Annotated in this window: 13 protein-coding genes; 9 read left to right on the forward strand and 4 right to left on the reverse strand. The window is 65.5% G+C overall.

Annotated elements, in window-relative coordinates; translation table 11 throughout:
• Positions 1–98 precede the first annotated feature (98 nt).
• Both JAO73_RS00540 and JAO73_RS00545 read left to right on the forward strand, forming a co-directional pair.
• A complete protein-coding gene (locus tag JAO73_RS00540; RefSeq protein ID WP_198975249.1) occupies positions 99–1,382 on the forward strand; it encodes a sugar MFS transporter in 1,284 nt (427 codons plus the stop codon).
• A gap of 35 nt (positions 1,383–1,417) precedes the next feature.
• A complete protein-coding gene (locus JAO73_RS00545; RefSeq protein WP_198975250.1) occupies positions 1,418–3,703 on the forward strand; it encodes a GH92 family glycosyl hydrolase in 2,286 nt (761 codons plus the stop codon).
• Between the two features lie 193 nt (positions 3,704–3,896).
• On the opposite strand, the gene JAO73_RS00550 is transcribed toward JAO73_RS00545, so the two are convergent.
• From JAO73_RS00550 to JAO73_RS00560, 3 genes are all read right to left on the reverse strand, one after another.
• Positions 3,897–4,937: a hypothetical protein gene (locus tag JAO73_RS00550; RefSeq protein ID WP_317191179.1), complete on the reverse strand. Its 1,041-nt coding sequence runs from the start codon at positions 4,935–4,937 to the stop codon at positions 3,897–3,899.
• 153 nt (positions 4,938–5,090) lie between these two features.
• A complete protein-coding gene (locus tag JAO73_RS00555; RefSeq protein WP_198975251.1) occupies positions 5,091–6,491 on the reverse strand; it encodes a M56 family metallopeptidase in 1,401 nt (466 codons plus the stop codon).
• Positions 6,469–6,876: a BlaI/MecI/CopY family transcriptional regulator gene (locus JAO73_RS00560; protein ID WP_198975252.1), complete on the reverse strand. Its 408-nt coding sequence runs from the start codon at positions 6,874–6,876 to the stop codon at positions 6,469–6,471. The genes JAO73_RS00555 and JAO73_RS00560 overlap by 23 nt, the downstream gene beginning before the upstream one ends.
• 199 nt (positions 6,877–7,075) lie before the next feature.
• Between JAO73_RS00560 and treF the strand changes: the two genes are divergently transcribed.
• The 5 genes from treF to JAO73_RS00585 all read left to right on the forward strand — a co-directional run bounded on the left by treF (position 7,076) and on the right by JAO73_RS00585 (position 15,320).
• Positions 7,076–8,713, forward strand: a complete 1,638-nt coding sequence (treF, locus tag JAO73_RS00565; protein ID WP_233168611.1) for an alpha,alpha-trehalase TreF — start codon at positions 7,076–7,078, stop codon at positions 8,711–8,713.
• A 139-nt stretch (positions 8,714–8,852) separates the two neighbouring features.
• Entirely contained in the window at positions 8,853–9,410 is a 558-nt protein-coding gene (locus tag JAO73_RS00570; protein WP_190926216.1) for an RNA polymerase sigma factor, read from the forward strand.
• A complete protein-coding gene (locus JAO73_RS00575) occupies positions 9,407–11,212 on the forward strand; it encodes a hypothetical protein (protein ID WP_198975253.1) in 1,806 nt (601 codons plus the stop codon). The genes JAO73_RS00570 and JAO73_RS00575 overlap by 4 nt, the downstream gene beginning before the upstream one ends.
• A 140-nt stretch (positions 11,213–11,352) precedes the next feature.
• On the forward strand, positions 11,353–14,214 hold the full coding sequence (locus tag JAO73_RS00580; RefSeq protein ID WP_198975254.1) for a T9SS type A sorting domain-containing protein: 2,862 nt from the start codon (positions 11,353–11,355) through the stop codon (positions 14,212–14,214).
• Positions 14,215–14,492: 278 nt separating this feature from the next.
• On the forward strand, positions 14,493–15,320 hold the full coding sequence (locus JAO73_RS00585) for a porin family protein (protein ID WP_233168612.1): 828 nt from the start codon (positions 14,493–14,495) through the stop codon (positions 15,318–15,320).
• Positions 15,321–15,555: 235 nt separating this feature from the next.
• Here JAO73_RS00585 and JAO73_RS00590 read toward each other — a convergent pair whose 3' ends face one another.
• A complete protein-coding gene (locus tag JAO73_RS00590) occupies positions 15,556–17,568 on the reverse strand; it encodes a vWA domain-containing protein (RefSeq protein ID WP_198975255.1) in 2,013 nt (670 codons plus the stop codon).
• 207 nt (positions 17,569–17,775) lie between these two features.
• Here JAO73_RS00590 and JAO73_RS00595 point away from each other — a divergent pair, with 207 nt between their 5' ends.
• Both JAO73_RS00595 and JAO73_RS00600 read left to right on the forward strand, forming a co-directional pair.
• The gene (locus tag JAO73_RS00595; protein WP_198975256.1) at positions 17,776–18,465 is read left to right on the forward strand and encodes an RNA polymerase sigma factor; all 690 of its coding nucleotides are present in this window, start codon (positions 17,776–17,778) and stop codon (positions 18,463–18,465) included.
• Complete coding sequence (locus JAO73_RS00600) at positions 18,452–19,609, forward strand: zf-HC2 domain-containing protein (protein WP_198975257.1); 1,158 nt, start codon at positions 18,452–18,454, stop codon at positions 19,607–19,609. The genes JAO73_RS00595 and JAO73_RS00600 overlap by 14 nt, the downstream gene beginning before the upstream one ends.
• The last annotated feature ends 12 nt before the right edge of the window (positions 19,610–19,621 follow it).

Below are 19,621 nucleotides of genomic sequence, written 5' to 3' on the forward strand. Positions count from 1 at the left end.
AAAGGAGAGACTGCACTCTGGGTAAACATTCTAGCTTTGGGCTTGGCAGGCAAATTTTTGCCGCAGCATTCCTCCTCTCCTTACAGAATTCCCACCGCATGGCTACACTTCCTTCCGTCACAGCGCCAGCTCACTCTACCACCGCCGAAACCACTACCCCGCGCTACACCACGGCCCTGAGTGCGGTCACCACGCTTTTCTTTCTGTGGGGCTTCATCACCTGCCTCAACGACATCCTGATTCCCTATCTCAAGGCCATTTTCCAGCTCAACTACGCGCAGGCCAACCTGATTAATCTGTGCTTTTTCGGGGCGTATTTTTTGATGAGCATTCCGGCGGGCAAGCTGGTGGCGCGCCTGGGCTACAAGCGCGGCATGCTGCTGGGCTTTGGCGTGGCGGCGGTGGGGGCCTTTCTGTTTTACCCCGCGGCGGCGCAGCGGGTGTACGGCTTGTTTCTGGGGGCGCTGTTTGTGCTGGCCTCGGGCATCACGCTGCTGCAGGTAGCGGCCAATCCCTACGTGGCCATTCTGGGCCCGGCCCGGTCGGCGTCAGCCCGCCTCACGCTCACGCAGGCGTTCAACTCGCTGGGCACCACGCTGGCCCCGCTACTGGGCAGCGCCTTGATTTTGAGCCGCCTGCCGAAGCTGAGCAACGCTACCAGCGCGGCGGCCATCGATGTGACGGCCGTGCAGATTCCTTACTTAGTCATCGGGGCGGCGCTGCTGCTCATCAGCCTGATGCTGAGCCAGGTCAACCTGCCGCAAATTGAACTCGCCACCGAGCAAGTGGCCGACGTGGAAGCGGGTTCGGTGCGGGCCTGGCACTACCGCCACTTGGTGCTCGGCGTGGTGGCCATTTTCACCTATGTGGGCGCTGAAGTAGCCATTGGCTCGCACCTGGTCAACTACCTGGCGTTGCCCGATGTGTTGGGACTCAATCCTGAAGCCGCTGGCAACCGGGTGGCCTACTACTGGGGCGGGGCCATGGTGGGCCGCTTTGTGGGTGCCTACCTGCTCAATAAGATTTCGCCCGCCAAGCTGCTTGCCTTTAATGCCGTGGCGGCGGTAGTGCTGGTGCTTATTTCTATCAGTACCTCGGGCGAGGTGGCCATGTGGAGCCTGCTGGCGGTGGGCCTGATGAATTCCATCATGTGGCCCGTGATATTTCCGCTGGCATTGGCCGGCCTGGGCCGGCACACCGAAGAGGGCTCGGGCTTGCTGTGCACCGCCGTGGTGGGCGGGGCCCTGGTGCCCATGCTGTTTGGCGTCATTGCCGACCACAGCGGCCTGCGCCTGGCGCTGTTGCTGCCCGTGGCGTGCTACGCCTACATCATGTGGTACGGCCTGCGCGGCAGCCGCCGCGCAGTGGTAGCGGCAGCTTAGGAAAACACCAGCATGACGGTCTATTTTATTCTCAAATGCTAAGAACCCTTACCGCACTGGCAACGCTCGGGCTAGCCGTCCCCGCCTTCGCCCAAACGCCGGCCACCACGCCCGACCTGGCCCAATGGGTGAACCCGCTGATGGGCACCGATTCCAAACCGGACCTCTCGAATGGCAACACCTACCCCGCCATTGCCCTGCCCTGGGGCATGAACTTCTGGATGCCCCAAACCGGCAAGATGGGCAACGGCTGGGCCTACCAATACTCGGCCGACAAGCTGCGCGGCTTCAAGCAGACGCACCAGCCCTCGCCGTGGATGAACGACTACGGCCAGTTTGCCCTCATGCCCATCACCGGCCGGCGCGTGTTCGATGAAGACGCCCGCGCCAGCTGGTTTTCGCACAAGGCCGAGGTGGCCGAGCCCAACTACTACCGCGTGTACCTGGCCGACCACGACGTGACCACCGAAATAGCGCCCACCGAGCGCGCCGCCCGCTTCCGCTTCACCTTCCCCAAAACCGACAGCGCCTACGTGGTGATTGACGCGCTGGACCGCGGCTCCTACGTGAAGGTGCTGCCCGGGCAGCGCCGCGTCGTCGGCTACACCACGCGCAACAGCGGCGGCGTACCCAAGAACTTTAAGAACTACTTTATTCTAGAATTCGACCACGATTTCACCAGCACGGCCCTCTACCAGGATAAAGCCCTGGCCGCCGGGGTGCTGGAAGTAACGGCTAAGCACGCCGGCGCGGTGGTGGGCTTCAAAACCAGGAAAGGGGAGCAGGTAAATGCGCGAGTGGCCTCGTCCTTCATCAGCCCCGAGCAGGCGGAATTGAACCTGCGGGAAATTGGCGAGCAGAACTTTGACGCCGTGCGCCAGCAAGGCCGCGCCGCCTGGAACAAGGCGCTGGGCCGCATCGAGATTGCAGGCGGGACCGAGGCCCAGCGGCGCACGTTTTACTCGTGCCTGTACCGCTCGTTGCTGTTTCCGCGCAAGCTGTATGAGCTTGATGCCGGCGGCAACGTGATGCACTACAGCCCCTTCAACGGGCAAGTTTTGCCGGGCTACATGTACACGGACACCGGCTTTTGGGACACCTTTCGGGCACTGTTTCCCTTCCTGAACCTGCTGTACCCGGACGTGAATGCCGAGATTCAACAAGGCCTGGCCAACGACTACCGGGAAAGCGGCTGGCTGCCGGAATGGGGCAGCCCCGGCCTGCGCAACGTGATGGTGGGCAACAACTCGGCCTCCGTAGTGGCCGATGCTTACCTGAAAGGCATCCGGGGGCAGGACATGAACGTGCTCTACGAAGCCCTGACGCACGGCGCCAACAACACCGGGCCGCTCGACGCCGTGGGCCGAAAGGGCGTGGAATACTACAACAAGCTCGGCTACGTGCCCTACGACGTCAAAATCAACGAGAGCGCCGCACGCACGCTGGAGTATGCCTACGACGATTTCACCATATATCAGCTGGCCAAGGCGCTGAACAAGCCAAAAAAGGAAGTTGACCTTTACGCCCGGCGCAGCCAGAACTATCGCAAGCTGTTCGACAAGCACACCGGCCTCATGCGCGGCCGCAACCAGGACGGCACCTTCCAAAAACCCTTCAATCCCTTCAAGTGGGGCGATGCCTTCACCGAGGGCAACAGCTGGCACTACACCTGGTCGGTGTTTCACGACGTGCAGGGCTTGATAGACCTGATGGGCGGGCGGCAAAAGTTTGTGGCCACGCTGGATACCGTTTTCACGCTGCCGCCGGTGTTCGACGCGTCGTACTACGGCGAGGTCATCCACGAAATCCGGGAAATGCAGATTGTCAACATGGGCAACTACGCCCACGGCAATCAGCCCATTCAGCACATGGTGTACCTCTACAACTACGCCGGCCAGCCCTGGAAAGCGCAGTACTGGGCGCGCGAAACCCTCAACCGCCTATACCTGCCCACCCCCGACGGCTACTGCGGCGACGAAGACAACGGCCAAACCTCGGCTTGGTACGTGTTTTCGGCCCTGGGCTTCTACCCCGTGTGCCCCGGCACCGACCAGTACGTGCTGGGCGCCCCCCTCTTCCCCAAAGCCACCCTGCACCTGCCTTCCGGCAAAGACATCGTGTTAAATGCACCCAACAACTCAGCCGAAAACCGCTACGTGAATGGGTTGACTTTCAACGGCCAGCCTTACGACAAGAACTGGCTCAGCCACACCGAGCTCATGCAGGGTGCGACGCTGAATTTTGACATGAGCGCCGTGCCGAACAAGAGCCGGGGCACGCAGCCGGCCGCGGCGCCGTATTCGTTTTCGAAGGCGAAGTGAGGCGCCTGTCATTGCGAGCGAAGTGCGGCAATCCGTCCTCTCTTTGCGACTAGCCCTGAGGTGTGATGGAGCCCAATAAAAAGCCCCAACACTGCGCAGTGCCGGGGCTTTATAACATTAGAAAGTGTCTGGGTTTGACAGGACGGATTGCCACGGGCTGTGCCCTCGCAATGACAGACGACCTACTCTCAACCTACTGGTACTGAATGTACAGTGGTTTGGGCGTGAGCTGCGTCAGCACTTCCACCGGGGTCATCATGTGGTGGGGCTTGGGCTTGGGGTCGTACTCGTAGAACAGCTTGAAGCCGGTGTATTGCACGGGCTCGGTCTGGATGTAGTCGTGGTACGAGTCCTTTTTCAGGGTGGGCTCGCCGTGGCCGTCCATGTGCATCACCACCTGCACGCGGGGGTCGAGCTTGATGTTTTTGTAGTTGGTCAGCATTTTCCGGGTGAAGCGGTGCACCGTCAGCACTTTGGGCGGCAGCTTGTTTTCGCTCACGAGGCGGGCCAGGTAGTTGATGGTCCAGTTCACGTCCTTGGCGTCGAGGGTGCCGATGCGCTGGTTGGGGCGCACGCCGGGCATGGTGGCCAGCGAAAACTCGGGGTCGATGCCGAGGTGAATGTCGGGCTGCTTGAGGTAGGGCTCCAGCTTGGGCACTTCCACTTGCAGAGTGCTGTGGCCGGGCTGCACGTCCAGAAACAGGATGCACTTGTGCTCGCGGGCCCAGGAAATCACTTCTTCGATGGTGGCTTTGGAGTTCATCAGGCGCCACTTGCCGTCTTTGCCGGCGGTGCCTTGGGCGGTGATGGTCACGTTGTGCAGGGCCGGCTGCACCGGAATGCTGGTGTCGGCGGCCTGCCACTCCTTCAGCACGCCGGCAAACTTGCGGAACATCTGCTCCTTGGGCTCGCGGCCCAGAATGCCCATGCCCTTCGACCGGATGTTGCCATAGAACGCCACGATGCGGTGGCCCGGCAGGATGGCGCCCGGCAGCTGCCCGTTTTTGCGGGCAATGCTGTCGGCCTTCAGCGAGTCGCGCCGCATGGCCATCGCCTTGATTTTGATGGTGTCAATGGGGGCCGGCTTGCCTTCGGCGTCGCCCTCGGCGGCCGCGCCCGAAGCGGCGGTTTCGCCCTCGGCGGGCTTGTTTTTGCAGGCGGGGCAGCTGGCGGCGGCCAGCAAGCCAAAGGTGGCGGCCACGAGCGCAGCACGCGGCGTTAGGGAAAACAACACTGAATAAAAACGAATTAGAGGGCCAGTACGACCCGCAAGTTAGCCCATTTTGCCCGGTTGTGGCCGGGCTTAACGCAGAAAGGCCCCGGCCGGGGCCGTGGCTTTTCGAGCGGTTTCTCGACTATTTTTTACCTGGAAAGTGCTGTGGCCCTGTTAGCAGCCGGCATTGGCGGGCTTGGGGTCCCAGCCGCCGTACCAGTTGAATAATTGCAAACCGACCGATTTGGCCGGAGTTTTCGCCACAAACCGCACGGGCACCGTGAAGCTCACGGCCACGGCTTTGCCGTCGTGCTTGCCCGGGGTGAAGCGCGGCAGGGTGTGGATGGCGGCCAGCACGGCCGCGTCGTGGGCCGGCGTGAGGCTTTTCACAATGGCGCCATCCTGCACTTCGCCGGTGGCCCGCACGGTGAACGTCGCGAAAACGACGCCGTCTTTGGGATTGGCGGCCAGCTCTTTCGAGTAGGTGATGTGGCTCTGTATGTGTTGCACAATGGCCTGGGCATCGCCGCCGCCGGGCAGCTGCGGCATTTGCTCCACGTAGGTATACACGTTGCCGGGCGGCGGCGCAATCGCAACTTTTCCGATGTGAATCGGGGCTTTCATCTCTAGGTTGAGCGGCGCGGCAGTTGTCGGGGTGGCTTGATTTGTCGCTTTTTCGCAGGCGACGGCCACCACGAGCACGCCGAGCAGCGGCAGGGCAAGCCACTGCTTCCAGCGGCGAATGGGAGAGGTTTTCTGAATCATGGCAATGCGACGGAGGGTTTGGGAATGGGAGAAGGTGTGCGCAAGCGGGACGGAGAAACCGAGGCGGGTGGCCACTTGCCGGGCCAACAGGTGAGCGTAGGATTGAGCAGGAGAAAACGCCGGCACCGAAGCCGCCGCATGGCGCAGCGCTTCTTCATCGGCCAGAAATTCGTGGGTGAGCGCCAGCGCCTTGCCACACCAATGCACGAAAGGATTGAACCACAGCCCGGCGCGCAGCAGCTCCAGCAGCAGGCGGTCGTAGGTGTGGCCCTGGCGCACGTGGGCCAGCTCGTGGCGCAGCACCTGGCTGGCCTCACCCGCGCTCAGGGCCAGGGTATCGTCCCAGAACACCGTGCGGCCAAACGAGCTGGTAGGCACCTGCCCGTGGGTGGGCACCAGCGTGTAGCCGTCGCGCTTTTCGCGGGCCAGCCGCCGCGTGCTTCGCCACAGGCGGCCCAGGCCCAGCCCCAGCCGGGCCAGGGCCACGAGCACGCCCACGGCATATAACCCTACCAGCCCGGCCAGCAGCGGCGTTCCGGCGCTCACGGCCGGGCCTTCGGCGCTTATGGCCACGGCGGGCAGCAGCACCGAGGCCACGCCCGGCAGCCCGGCCGGGCCGGCGCCCCAGCTGCCGAACCACGCCGCAGGCAACAGCGGCAGTCCCGCCGCCAGCACCGGGCCCAGCACCAGAAACCAACGGTTGTAGGCAAAGCTGCGCTCCTGGCGCAGGGCCACACGGTAGCAGAGCCACCACACGCCCAGCAGCACCGTGCTGAGCAGCATCCACTTAAGCAGGCTGATTGGGTTCATCGTGGTCGGGGGTTTGGGGTTGGGACGCGTGGCGGAGGAGTTCGTCGAGCTGAGCGGCGTCGAGGTTTTCCTCTTTGGCGAAAAAGGAAACCAGCCGGCTGAAGGAGTTGCCGAAGTGCCCGCCCAGCAGCTTGCGCAGCGAAAAGCGGCGGTAGTCGTCCTGCTGCACCCGCACGAAGTAGCGGTGGGTGCGCCCAAAGGCTTCGTGGTCTACAAAGCCCTTGGTTTCGAGGATGCGGATGATGGTCGACACCGTATTATAGGCCGGCTGGGGAGCGGGCAGCTCGGCCAGCACGTCCTTCACGAAAGAGGGGCCGCGGCGCCACAGCACGTGCATGACTTGTTCTTCGGCGCGGGTGAGTTCGGGGAAAGCAGCGGGGTCCATGGGGCGGTTTGGGTAATGATATCTAAGCAAAGCAAACGTACAACTAATTTTTTAGTTTAAAAACTATTTTATTAGTTGATGACTGTTTGAGTTGGCCTCGTTGCTCTGGCGGACAGGGCCGGCATTCAGCAAAAAGTCTTTAAGTCACGTAAGCCCTGAGCCCCCTCTGCCTCCTGGGCTGCCAAATCGGGCTTTCTCCATGCAAAACCGCTACACCCTTTGCTTGCTGCTGATGCTCAGCGCCGGACCCGGCCGGGCCCAGACACCAGACCCCGCCCTCGCCGCCAGTGCGACGCCAATACCGACCCCGGCGAAACGGCCGCAGTCGCCCCGGCAGCTCTTTCCGGGCTTGTTTGAGGCCGTACAGCTGGGTCGCGTGTTCGCCGACGGCAAAACCTTTGTAGACGCCGCACCCCGGCAGCGCCCCGCCACCATTCTGGCGGCGTGGCGCCGCGAAAAAAGCCAGCCCGGCTTCAACCTGAAAGCCTTCGTAACGGCGCACTTCGACCTGCCGGCCGATGGCGGCGTGCCGTTTCGGAGCAACGTGCAGGCGGGCCTGCGCCACCACCTCGACACGCTGTGGACGGTGCTGGCCCGCCCTGCCGCCCCGGCGGTAGACGCGGCCGACTCGCTGGCGCCCTTTCGGTCGCTGCTGCCGCTGCCCAAGCCCTACCTGGTGCCGGGCGGTCGGTTTCGGGAAGTGTACTACTGGGATTCGTACTTCACCATGCTGGGGCTGGCCGAAGCCGGCAAAGGCCAGCTGCTGAAGGACATCACCGACAACTTCGCGTTCCTCATTGCGCGCTACGGCTTCATCCCGAACGGCAACCGCAGCTATTACCTCACCCGCTCGCAGCCGCCGTTTTTTGCCAGCATGGTGCAGCTGCTGGCCCGGGAGCGCGGCAACGGCGAACTGCTGCGCTACCGCCCGGCCCTCGAAGCGGAGTATCGCTACTGGATGCAGGGCGCCGAGGCCCTGAAGCCCGGCACAGCCGCCCGCCGCGTGGTGCGCCTGCCCAGTGGCGCCCTGCTCAACCGCTACTGGGACGACAGCGACCAGCCCCGCGAAGAATCGTACGCCGAAGACGTGGCCGCGGCCAAGGGCAGCAAGCAACCGGCGGCGCAGTTCTACCGCCACGTGCGGGCCGCGGCGGCCTCGGGCTGGGATTTCAGCAGCCGTTGGTTTGGGCCGGCGGGCGGGCTGGGCAGCATCCAGACCACCGATGTGGTACCCGTCGACCTCAATTGCCTGCTTTACAACCTGGAAACAACGCTGGCCGAAGCCGCCCGCGTGGCCGGCCAGCCGGCCCAAGCCCGCTCGTATACCGCCAAGGCCACCGCCCGCAAAACCGCCCTGCTGGCCCTGAGCTGGGACCCCAAGGCCGGCTGGTTTCAAGACTACAACTGGCGGAAGCGGCAGCGCTCCGGAGTGCGCACGCTGGCCGGCGTGTTTCCACTGGCGTTTGGGCTGGCTTCGGCAGAGCAGGCGAAACGGGTAGGAGCGGGGCTGAAAACCAGCTTCCTGAAAACGGGCGGCCTCGTGACTTCCCTCAGCGAAACCAAACAGCAGTGGGACGCGCCCAATGGCTGGGCTCCGCTGCAATACTTGGCCATTGAGGGCCTCACGCGCTACCAGCAGCGGCCGCTGGCCGACACCATTGCCCGGCGCTGGGTGCGCCTCAACACCCGCGTGTTTGGCCAAACCGGCCAGCTGCTGGAGAAGTACGACGTGCTGCACCCCAACCGTCCGGCCGGCGGCGGCGAATACCCCCTGCAGGACGGTTTCGGGTGGACCAACGGGGTGCTCCTGCGGCTGCTGAACCGGGAAAGCAGGTAGCTCAGCTCCCGGGGCATATCCTAAAGCGGTAGAGGAAATGGAAACCGGACGAAAATAATTTTCGCACCCCGGCAGCCTTTTCGGCAGCCACCCTGTCTGCCCCAAGCCAGCGCGCTACGCGCGGGCTTACCTTGTGTGCATGCCAGCTCCACCCGCTGACTTACCTGAACTGCTGGCCCGCTGCGGCCGCCACGAGCCGGCGGCCCAGCGCCAACTCTACGCCCGCTACGCCGGCCGCATGCTGGGCGTGGCGCGCCGCTATGTGACCTCGGTGGCCGAGGCCGAGGACATTCTGCAGGACGCCTTCGTGAAGGTGTTCACGCGCCTGAGCGACTTCCGGGCCGACGGCTCTTTTGAGGGCTGGGTGCGGCGCATTGTCGTCACCACGGCCATCAACCACTGGCAGAGCGGGCAGCACCGCCGCCAGCAATTGCTGCTCGACGACGTGCCCGAGCCCTTCGCGGCCGACGCCGACGCCTTCGACCGCCTGGGCGTGGCCGAGGTGCTGGCCCTGATGGAGCGCCTGCCCGACGGCTGCCGCCTCGTCCTCAACCTCTACGCCGTGGACGGCTACAGCCACGGCGAAATCGCCGAGCTGCTGGGCATCCAGGAAAGCACCTCAAAAGCTCAGCTCAGCAAGGCGCGCAAACAACTCACCCGGCTGCACCAGCAGCAGGCCAGCTACTTGAAACTATGATGGAAGAACCGGAAGAAAACCGCCTCGACCAATCCCTGCGCGACAAATTCGAAGACTTTAGCCTGGAGCCTTCGGCCCCGGTGTGGGCCGGTATTGAACAGCGGATTGGTGCGCCCGCCCCGGCGCCGAAACGGCCGCAGCGCCCGCTGCCGTTGCCGCTGCTGTTTGGGCTGGTGGCCCTGCTGAGCGGGCTGGCCGGCTGGCTGCTGCCGCACGGGCCGGGCCGGGAAGAGCGGGTAGCCACTACGGCTCCGGCGCTGTCGCGAGTAGGCGTAGCCGCGGCGCCGGCCACGCAGCAGCTACCGCGACGGATTCACGAAGCAAACGCAACAGCGGCAACCGCCTCCAAACACGTGCGCCCTGTGCAGCCGGCTTTGGGAGCGGCGCCTAGCTTGCTGGCTGGCACCGTTACCGCTGTGGCCACAACCCGCTTTGGAGCGGCACGAGGCCGCGGGTATTCTACTTCTTCGACTCTCGCCGCGCAGCCTCACACTCGTCGTTCTGTTCTGACGGCCGCAATTCCGGGTGCTCTCGCCACCGCCCGGCAACTCATGACGCAGCCCGTTGCCATTGCCCGACGCGACTCCGCTGCGTCACGCGAAACCACTGTTGCTCGTGCAACTGCCGCGGCAGCTGCTTCGGTTGCCACAGCCGATTCTATGCCCGCCACGTTGCGCCCCCTCGCCGCGCTGGAACGGCAGGTGCTGGTGCAATTGCCCAGCACCGCCACGCTGCAGCCGGGCACGCCGCCCGCCGGCAGCCGCGCCGCCCTGCTGCTGAGCCTGCGCGCCGAACGGGCCGAGCTCCTGCGCCTGCAGCGCCGCACCGACAGCACCCTGTTGGCGCTGGGCGACCTGCCCGGCGCGCCCAAAGCCGACGTGGCCGCCGCCAGCCCCGCTCCCGCCGACACGGCCCGCCCGCGCCCCCTGACCCACCGCTGGAGCCTGCTGCTCACGGCCACGCCCGAGCAGAACACCCTCGGCCTGCAAGGCCCCGAAGGCGACAGCCTCACCGCCCTGCGCCGCAACCACGAAACCGGCCGCGCCGGCCTCAGCGCGGCCCTGCTGGCCGAATACCGCCTTACGCCGCGCCTGAGCGTGGGCGGCGGCGTGGGCTTCAGCACCTTCGGCGCCGACCTGCGCATCACCACCAAAAACACCGAAGTGCTGGTGAAATACGACACGACCACCACGCGCACCACCACGTTCTTCACCTCCACCAACCGGACGTACTCGGTGCGCATCATTCAGATTCCGCAGCTGAATCCGGTATTTAACCCCAGCGGCCAAGTCATCAGCTACGACACGGTGTACGTACCGCGGCAGGACACGGTGTTCACCACCACGGTGCAGCGCGACAGCACGCATGCCGTGCGCCGCACCATCACGCCGCTCATTAGCAAAAAGGAGACCCTCAGCTCCAAGCTGCTGCAGCCTAACTACCGCTTTTTCACGGTGCCGGTGCTGCTGCGCTACCGCCTCACGCCGGGCACGGGCCGCTGGTGGGCCGACGTATCGGCCGGCGCCCAGCTGCAGTTCTTCCTAGGCGGCACGCAGGTGGTGACCGACGACGGCGAGACCTTCCGCTCCGAAACCATCAGGGCAGGCGAAGGTCCTTTTCGGCGGCTGAACGTGGCGCTGTCGGGCTCGCTGGCGCTGAACTATGCCCTCACCAATCGCCTCAGCGTGAGCGTGGCGCCCAGCCTGCGCTGGCAGGCGCTGTCGCTCTACAAGCCCGAAACCGGCTTACGGCAGCAGCCTACCGCCACGGGGCTGATGTTTGGGGTGCGTTTCGGTCTATAAATAAATATTTTTAGTTAGCCGGCAGCCTTTTGTCAGCGGCGCTGGTCTGGCATTCAGAAACGGTAGCCCTGCAGCCCGGCCGGGCGGCGGCTACGGTTTTGGCTGCTTTTCCTTCATTCCTTTTCCCATTTCTGATGAAAATGTACCGTCTACTCTTCTTGGTGGGGATGTTGGTGCTGGGCGTGCTGCGCGCCGGCCATGCCCAATACGCCACGTGGTCGCGGCCGCTGGCGCCGGTGGCCCAGTCCTCGCGCTCCGTCACCGATGCCGCTGGCAACACGTATGTGGCGGGCTCTTACCGAGCCACCTTCACCATTGGGGCCGCCACGTTGGCCGGCCCCGCCGCCGCGGGCGACTTCAGCAACGTCTACCTGGCCAAGATTGACGCGCAGGGCGTGGTGCAATGGGCCATTGGCGGCGCCAGCATCCGCTCCGATGAGGTGCAGGGCTTGGCCCTGGCGCCCAACGGCACCGTGCACGTGGCCTTCCGCGGAGGGCTCGACTCGCTGGGCCAGACCCAGGGCACCAATTACCCTTTCATGTTTGGCAACCAGACGCTGCCCACCGGCGGCACCGTACTGGCCACGGTGAGCCCCACGGGTACGCTGGGCACCCTCACGTATCTCAATCAGGGCGGCGGCAAAGCCGAAATAACCGGCATGGCCGCCGACGCGGCCGGCAACACGCTGCTGAGCGTAGCGGGCTACTTCGGCTCCCAATTTGCCAGTTATACCTTCCCCAGGGTCGCAACCGGCTTCACTTACAGCTCGGCTATCTTCCGGGCAAACGCCAACGGGGCAGTGGCCCTGGTGCGCGGCGTGGTACCCACCACGGCCATTCAAGGCAGCAATTACCTTCGGCTGGAAGACCTGGCCGTCGACGCCGCTGGCGACATCTACTGCGTGGGCTCGCTGCAAGGTGAGGCGGCGCTTGGCGGCACCCCTGGCGTGACCCTGGCCGCCTCCGGGAACGGGACGGCCGCCTTTGCGGTGAAATTTTCATCGACCGGCGTGGCGCTGTGGGGCATGGCGAATACGTATACGAACGGCGCCACCGGCAACGCCACGGGTGTAAGCGTGGCCCTGGCCCCTACCGGCGAGGTATACCTGGCCGGCAATGCGGGCTCGAACAACGTATTGTTTGGCGGCTTGGCCGCAGGTACCGCCGGGGGCTTCGTGGTGAAGCTTTCGACGTCCGGTATTCCGCTGTGGGTGCGGGCGGCACTGGCCAGCAATTTCGACGGCACCAAAACGGCGGTGCACCTGGCCGTGGATGCGGCCGGCAACGTGTACAAGAGCGGTATTCTCAACCGGGCCAGCGCAGCCTTCGGCAACAACGTCACCATCAACTACCCGATGACTTCCACCTCGCAAAGCTCACCGAACACGTTTTACGTGGTGAGCTACGACCCCGCCGGCACCACGCGCTGGGCTCGGACCATCGACGGCATCCTGCGGACCACGGCGGCAGACTCTTCTTTCTCCAACCACACCGCCACCGGCTTGGGTGCCGATGCCAGCGGCAACGTGTACGTACTGAATTACAAGACACCCGGCTTTGGCAGGCAGCGCGCCCAGCTAGTTATCAATGGCCACATTCTGGGCGACGGCAACACCCTGCTGCGCCTGAGTCCGGCCAGCCGCCTGAGCGGCACGCTTTATATCGACCAGAACAACAACGGCGTGCGCGACGCGGGCGAAATCCCGTTCCCCTACCCGCAAATCATTACCGACCTGACCCAGGCCACCAGCTTTTCCAGTGAGCCCGGCACGGGCCAGTACAGCTTCTACGGCCTGCCCGGCACGGCCTACGCCGTTACGGTGCCCGCGCCGCACCCCTACTACACGCTGCACGCGCCCACGCTGCTGGCGGGCACTTTTCCGGCGCTGAGCCAGGCCGTGACCGGCCAGGATTTTGGGTTGGTGCCGAATGACAACCAGACTGATGTGCGCGTGACGCTCACGCCCTACGGCCCTGTGCGGCCGGGCTTCACCACGCGCTACCGCCTCACGCTCGAAAACATCGGGACCACCGTGGCCAGCGGCACCGCCAGCGTAACACTCGACAGCCGCATCACCTACGTGGGCAGCGCGCCCCTCGGCGCTCGTAGCGGCCAGGTGGTGACCTGGACTTATGCGAATCTGGCCCCGTTTGCCCACCTCGATTACGACGTGACGCTGAGTCTGGCCGTGAACACCGTGCTGGGCACGCAGTTGAGCTCGGTGGCCAACGCCCCACTGCCCGGCGACGTGGACCCGAGCAACAACACCGCCACCGCCGCCCAAACGGTCACGGGCTCGCTCGACCCGAACGACATCACGGTGAACTACTCTCGCCTGACGCCCGCCCAGGTGGCCGCCGGCCTGCCGCTCGACTACACCATTCGCTTCCAGAACATGGGCACCGACACGGCCTTCACCGTCGTCATTTCGGATGCGCTCGACGCCGCGCGCCTCAACCTGGGCACCATGGAGCTGGTGGCGCAGTCGCACAACTGCCTCTGGAGCCTCACCAACCGCGGCCTGCTCACGGTGCGCTTCCTCAACATCAAGCTGCCCTACCGCAACCAGGACGTCATTCGCTCGCAGGGCTTCGTGCGCTTCCGGGTGCGGCCCCGCAGCACCCTGGCCGTGGGCGACGTAGTGCCTAACGAAGCCGACATTTTCTTTGACTTCAACGCGCCGGTGCGCACCAACACGGCCACCACTACCGTGATGCTGGCCTCGGCCGCCGTGGCGCGCCACGACGCGCCGGCCTGGAACGCCTACCCCAACCCCGCCACCGACGCCGTGACCATTTCGGCCGACCTGACCACCGGCGGCCGCGTGCGCCTCGATTTGCTCGACGCCCTGGGCCGCACCGTGCGCCAGCAAACCCTGACGGCCCCCGCGGGCGCCCTTCGCCAGGCCCTCGACCTGCGCGGGCTGGCTCCGGGCCTCTACGTGCTGCGCCTCTCGCCGCCCAGCGGCCCGGCCAGCACCCAGCAACTGGTGCGCGAGTAAGCGTTGTAGCTTTTTTCTGGCCACGAAGCCGGGTTGCCCACTGGGCGGCCCGGCTTTTTTGCGTGGCCGCCACGGCCGGGTTGGTCGACTTTGGCAGGCTGCTGGTCTGGCTACGGTGGCTGCTCGTCGGCGAAGAGAATATTCGGCCGTGCTGAGCCGAAAAAGCACGCGTGGGTTTGGCACGGTTTTGTAATACGTCCTGTCATCGGCCACCTCGCCGGGCCAGCGCCCGGGCTTGCAGCGAGGCCGGTTTCTTTCACCCACTCAACCTTCTGGTTATGAAATTTTCACGCCTTTCGGGCGGCCTGGCCGCGGCTTGCCTTTTCGTTTTTGCTGCGGCCAATTCGGCTTCTGCCCAGCAAGTGTACCGCGACGCCTACGGCAACCCCAAAGCCGCTCCTTCGACGCGGCCCATGGGCAGCAGCGGCGCACGCAAAGCCACGGCGCCCAGCTATTCGCGCCAGCCGTCGTATTCGGCCCCGGCCAGCAGCAATTCCGCCGTGCGTTTCGGTTTCCGGGGCGGCCTGAACGTGGCTGATATTCAAGGCGACGCCGTGAAGACGTTCACCGACCTGGCCGGCTACGCTCCCGACGGCGCCATCACCAAGCAGATGCGGCCCGGCTTCTACGCCGGCATCTACGCCACGCTGCCGCTGGGCACTAGCTTCGCCATCGAGCCCGGCATCAACTATTCCGAAAAAGGCGCCGTGCTGCGCGGCACCCTGCCCTTCCCCGCCCTCGATTTCCTGAACGCCAACGTGACCGGCACCGCCCGCCTGGCTTACATCGACGTGCCGGTGCTGGCCAAGGTGTTCGTGACGCCGGGCTTCTACCTCTACGCCGGCCCTCAGGCCTCGTTCCTGGTGAATGGCAAAGCCCGCGTGGAAGCTGGCGCCCTGGGCTTCACGGCCTACAAGCAGGATTTCGACGTGTCGAACCAGCTGCGCAAAGTCGATTTCTCGGCCGCCGCGGGCCTGGGCTACCAGTTTGAAAACGGCCTGGGCCTGAGCGCCGGCTACGACTACGGCTTCACCTCCCTCGATGCCAACAACCGCTTCGACGCCCAGAACCGCGTCATCAAAGCCGGCCTGAACTACTCCTTCTAACGCGGACTAGCCGCCATCCTATTCCGCTTATATAGTTTCATTTATTGCTCGGGTAAGCATCCGAAATAGGTTATAAAAAAGGCCCCGTCGAATATCGGCGGGGCCTTTCTGGTGTTGTAGCGTCATGCAGAGCGCAGCGAAGCATCTTGCGTGCTTCGACTAACCCAATCGCAAAGAAAGAAAGAGTGGCGCCACGCGCTATGCTTCGCTGCGCTCTGCATGACGGCTTGGCTCTCTACCGTTTTCCCACCGCGCCGTTGCCGCTCAGGCCTTCGGCTAGGCGCACGAGGCGCACGAGCTCGGCCCGGTAGCCGTCGGCGTCGGTGCCGCGGGCGTTGTTGGCCAGCTGCTCGGTGGCGGCCCAGGTGGCGGTGCCGCGCTGCTCGCTCTGGCGCAGTAGCATGCCAAACTGCGCCACAGCGGCGGCAAAGCGGAAATCGGGCGAGGCTTTCTCCATGCCGGCCGCGGTGCCGGCCAGCGCCTGCGTCAGCAGCTTGCTGGTGCTGCCCTGCGGCTCTTTGTAGCGCAGCTTCACGGTGAGCACCTCGGCGGTGGCGGGCGCCGGGATTTTGGCGGTTTGCTGGTATTTCAGGTCGTCGATGAGGGGCTGGGCGCTGCCCACGGGCACCAGTTCGTAGAGCGCGGTCACGGTGTGGCCCGCGCCCAGTTCGCCGGCGTCTTTGCGGTCGTTGTTGAAGTCCTCGGCTTCCAGCAGGCGGTTTTCGTAACCCACCAGGCGGTAATTGGCCACACGGGCGGGGTTGAACTCGATTTGCAGCTTCACGTCCTTGGCCACCGTGAAGAGCGTGCCGCCGAACTGGGCCACCAGCACGCGGCCAGCTTCGTCGAGGTTGTCGAGGTAGGCGTAGTTGCCGTTGCCTTTGTCGGCCAGGGTTTCCATGCGGCTGTCGCGCAGGTTGCCGCGGCCGCAGCCCAGCACCGTCAGAAAAACGCCGCTTTCGCGCTGGTCCACAATGAGCTGCTCCATGGCTTTGTCGGAGCTTTCGCCCACGTTAAAGTCACCGTCGGTAGCCAGTATCACGCGGTTGTTGCCTTCCTTGTTGAAGCTCTGCCGGGCCGTGGAATAGGCCAGGCGCAGGCCCGCGCCGCCCGCCGTGGAGCCGCCGGCCTGCAGCCGGTCGATGGCGTCGAGGATGACCTGGGGCTGCGAGCCGGGCGTGGGCGGCAGCACCAGGCCGGCCGCGCCGGCGTACACCACCAGGGCCACGTGGTCCTGGGGCCGCAGCTGCTTCACCAGCAGCTTCAGGCCGGCCTGCACCAGGGGCAGGCGGTCGGGGCCATCCATCGAGCCCGACACATCCACCAGAAACACCAGGTTGGCGGGCGGCAGCTGGGCCGTTTCCACTTTCTTGGCCTGAATGCCGATGCGGGCCAGCTGGTGGGCATTGTTCCAGGGGCACACGGCCAGCTCGGTGCTGATGCGCACGGGGTCGGGCGAGGTGGCGGCCGGCGCGGGGTACTCGTAGCGGAAGTAGTTCAGCATTTCTTCCACCCGCACGGCGTCGCGCGGGGGCAGCTGGCCTTCGTTGAGGAAGCGGCGCACGTTGGAGTACGAGGCGTTGTCTACGTCCAGGGAGAAGGTGCTGAGCGGGTCTTTCTTGGCCGAGAAGAAGGTGTTTTCCTTCACCTCAGCGTAGGTGTCGCCGGCGCCGGCTTCCTTGCGGGCGGGCAGGGGGCCGGGGTAGGGGGTATTGATGGCCACCCCGGCCACGCGCCCGCCCAGCCCGCTGGCCGGCGCGGCGTAGAGGGCGTCGGCGGCGGCCTGGGCGGCTTTCACTTTGCGCTTGGAGGGCATGGGGTTCGAGGTAGGCGCGCTGTACTCGTCGTAGTAGCCGTAGCCGGTCACCACCACTTCGCTCAGCTGCTTCGTGTCGGCGAAGAGCGCCACGTTCAGCACGCTGCTGCCCTCGATGCGCCGCTCCTGCGTTGCGTATCCGATGCTGGTAAACACCAGCGTGGCCGTGCCGGCGTTGGGCACCCGCAGCGAGTAGCGTCCGGCGGCATCGGTGCTGGCGCCGAGCTGCGTGCCCTTCACCAGCACCGTGGCGCCCGGCAGGGGCTGCTTCGACTGCGCGTCCATCACCACGCCGGTAATGGTGCGGGTGCGGGCCGTGTCGGCGGCCAGGGCCGGCGCAGGGGAGGCCACCTTTGTTTTCTTTTGGGCGCAAGCCTGGTCCAGCGGAGCCAGCAACAGCGCGAACAGGGGCAGCAGCAATAGATTTCTCATAACAGCAAGCGGGGGTTAGGTGAAACTTGCTGGTTTGATGCAGGGCCGCGGAGGATTGCACACAGGCCAATCACCGTTCAGCTTCAGGGCCCCGCCCGCAGCCACGCCTGTGAGTCGATTTCGGGCCACGGGAACCGGGCCGCGGGCAACGGTGTCGAAACAGCACCGTTGGCGCACTCGGCAAAACGGTCCTAACTTCCCAGCGCCATGTTCTTCCGCCGCGCCACACCGTCTGCTGCCGCTGCCCCGCTCTCCGACCAGGAGCTGCTGGCCCGCTACCGCGCGCACGGCAACGTGGCCGACCTCGGCCTGCTCTACGACCGGTACCTGCCCGAGGCGTTTGCCGTGTGCCGCCGCTACCTGGCCCCGCCCGACGAAGACGCCCAGGACGCCGCCATGCAGCTGTTTGAGCACTTGGTGAAGGTGCTGCGCACCCACGCGCCCGACAACTTCCCGGCCTGGCTGCACACCACCGCCCGCAACCACTGCCTGATGCAGCTGCGCGCCCGCAAGCGCGGCGGCCCCAGCGCCGGCCCGCTCATTGTGAGCTTTCCCGATGCCACCGATGTGGAAACGGCCGGCGCCCGGCATCTGCTGGACGAGGAAGCCGCCGCCGAGGACGCCGAGGAAACCGAAATCCGCCTGCAAAGCGTGGAAGCGGCCTTGGCCCAGCTCCCACCGGCCCAACGCCTCTGCCTCGAATTATTTTACCTGCAAAAGAAGTGCTACCGCGACATCGCCACCGAAACCGGACTCGAACTCAACCTGGTGCGCAGCCACCTGCAAAATGGCAAGCGCATGCTGCGCCGCCAGCTGGAGCCGCCCGTGCCCCCCAAGCCTGCCGCCGCGCCCACGCTTCCTACCTCCGATAACAACCCGCTCCATGTCGCCCGCTGATTCGCCTTTTGCCCAGCTGCCCGCCCCCGGCCCGCACCCGGCCACGGCGGAGCTGCGCGCCTACGCGGCCGGCACGCTGTCGCCCGCCGAGGAGCACCGCCTCGAAGCCCACCTGCTGGACTGCAAGCGCTGCGCCGAGCTGGTGGAAGGCTTCGCGATGACCGACGCGCCCACCACCGACCGCGCCGTGGCCGAGCTGCGCACCCGCCTGCAGGCCCGCCTCGGCACCACCGCGCCAGAACCCGTGGCTACGCAGTGGGCTTGGCCTCGCATTGCCGCTGCTGCCGCCATGCTGGCCGTGGTAGGAGGGGGCATCTGGGGCTGGCAGCACCAGACGGTAGTGCCGCCGGCCGGCACCGCCCGCCACGATGCCCCGGTTTCTGCACCCGCCGCCACGGCGCCTCCTGTAGCCGTGGCGCCTCAGCCCAAGAAGCCGGAGCCGGCGGTAGCTCCTGCCCCCGCGGCCTCTGCCGCAGCCGCGGCCGACTATGCGGCGGTAGTCCCCGCAGCACCGCGCCGCCCGGCCCGGCTTCGCCCGGAGCCGAAGCCGACTGCTCCCGCGCTGGGGGCCGATGGCTGGCTTGCCAATTCGGCCGCCCGGCCGGCCGCGATGGAAAGCCGTACGCAGTCGGCCAGTGCGCCAGTTGTGGCCGCCGAAGTTGCAGCCGAAGAGCAGGCGGCCCCGCCCGCGGCCAGCGCCGGGTGGGCCGCAGCCGAAGAAAAGGCTGCAACCCCTGACACCGCCGCAGCCAGCAAAGCGGAAAACATGGAGTTGGGAGCGCCCGCTAAAAAAGCGAAAAGCGCTGTCGCCGACGTGGCCGCGGCGCGGGTTCGAAACACGCCCATGGCCACTGTGGCCATTAACCCGGCGCCGGTGGGCGGCACGCCGGCGTTTGGGTCTTACCTACGCCGTGAAGCCGCCGAATTTGAACCCGAAAAGGGGCCCAGCATGAATGGCAGCGTGTATGTAAAATTCACCGTGGGCGCCGATGGCAAAGTGAGCGACCTGAAAGTGACCCGCGGCCTCCGCGACGACTACGATGCCGAGGCCCTGCGCATAGTGTGCGACGGCCCGGCCTGGCAGCCCGGCATTGCCGGCGGCCGCCGGGCCGCCCTGCCCATGGAAGTAATCGTGCCGTTTTAGTCGTGGCGCGGC

The sequence above is a fragment of the Hymenobacter miniatus genome (assembly GCF_016427455.1).
GTDB classification, from domain to species: domain Bacteria; phylum Bacteroidota; class Bacteroidia; order Cytophagales; family Hymenobacteraceae; genus Hymenobacter; species Hymenobacter armeniacus.

What these genes read in the sequence shown, in the direction of transcription:
- JAO73_RS00585 (WP_233168612.1), top strand. Translation starts at nt 14,493, where the DNA reads ATGAAATTTTCACGCCTTTCGGGCGGCCTGGCCGCGGCTTGCCTTTTC.
- JAO73_RS00590 (WP_198975255.1), bottom strand. Translation starts at nt 17,568, where the DNA reads ATGAGAAATCTATTGCTGCTGCCCCTGTTCGCGCTGTTGCTGGCTCCG.
- JAO73_RS00595 (WP_198975256.1), top strand. Translation starts at nt 17,776, where the DNA reads ATGTTCTTCCGCCGCGCCACACCGTCTGCTGCCGCTGCCCCGCTCTCC.
- treF (WP_233168611.1), top strand. Translation starts at nt 7,076, where the DNA reads ATGCAAAACCGCTACACCCTTTGCTTGCTGCTGATGCTCAGCGCCGGA.
- JAO73_RS00570 (WP_190926216.1), top strand. Translation starts at nt 8,853, where the DNA reads ATGCCAGCTCCACCCGCTGACTTACCTGAACTGCTGGCCCGCTGCGGC.
- JAO73_RS00555 (WP_198975251.1), bottom strand. Translation starts at nt 6,491, where the DNA reads ATGAACCCAATCAGCCTGCTTAAGTGGATGCTGCTCAGCACGGTGCTG.
- JAO73_RS00575 (WP_198975253.1), top strand. Translation starts at nt 9,407, where the DNA reads ATGATGGAAGAACCGGAAGAAAACCGCCTCGACCAATCCCTGCGCGAC.
- JAO73_RS00540 (WP_198975249.1), top strand. Translation starts at nt 99, where the DNA reads ATGGCTACACTTCCTTCCGTCACAGCGCCAGCTCACTCTACCACCGCC.
- JAO73_RS00580 (WP_198975254.1), top strand. Translation starts at nt 11,353, where the DNA reads ATGTACCGTCTACTCTTCTTGGTGGGGATGTTGGTGCTGGGCGTGCTG.
- JAO73_RS00600 (WP_198975257.1), top strand. Translation starts at nt 18,452, where the DNA reads ATGTCGCCCGCTGATTCGCCTTTTGCCCAGCTGCCCGCCCCCGGCCCG.
- JAO73_RS00560 (WP_198975252.1), bottom strand. Translation starts at nt 6,876, where the DNA reads ATGGACCCCGCTGCTTTCCCCGAACTCACCCGCGCCGAAGAACAAGTC.
- JAO73_RS00545 (WP_198975250.1), top strand. Translation starts at nt 1,418, where the DNA reads ATGCTAAGAACCCTTACCGCACTGGCAACGCTCGGGCTAGCCGTCCCC.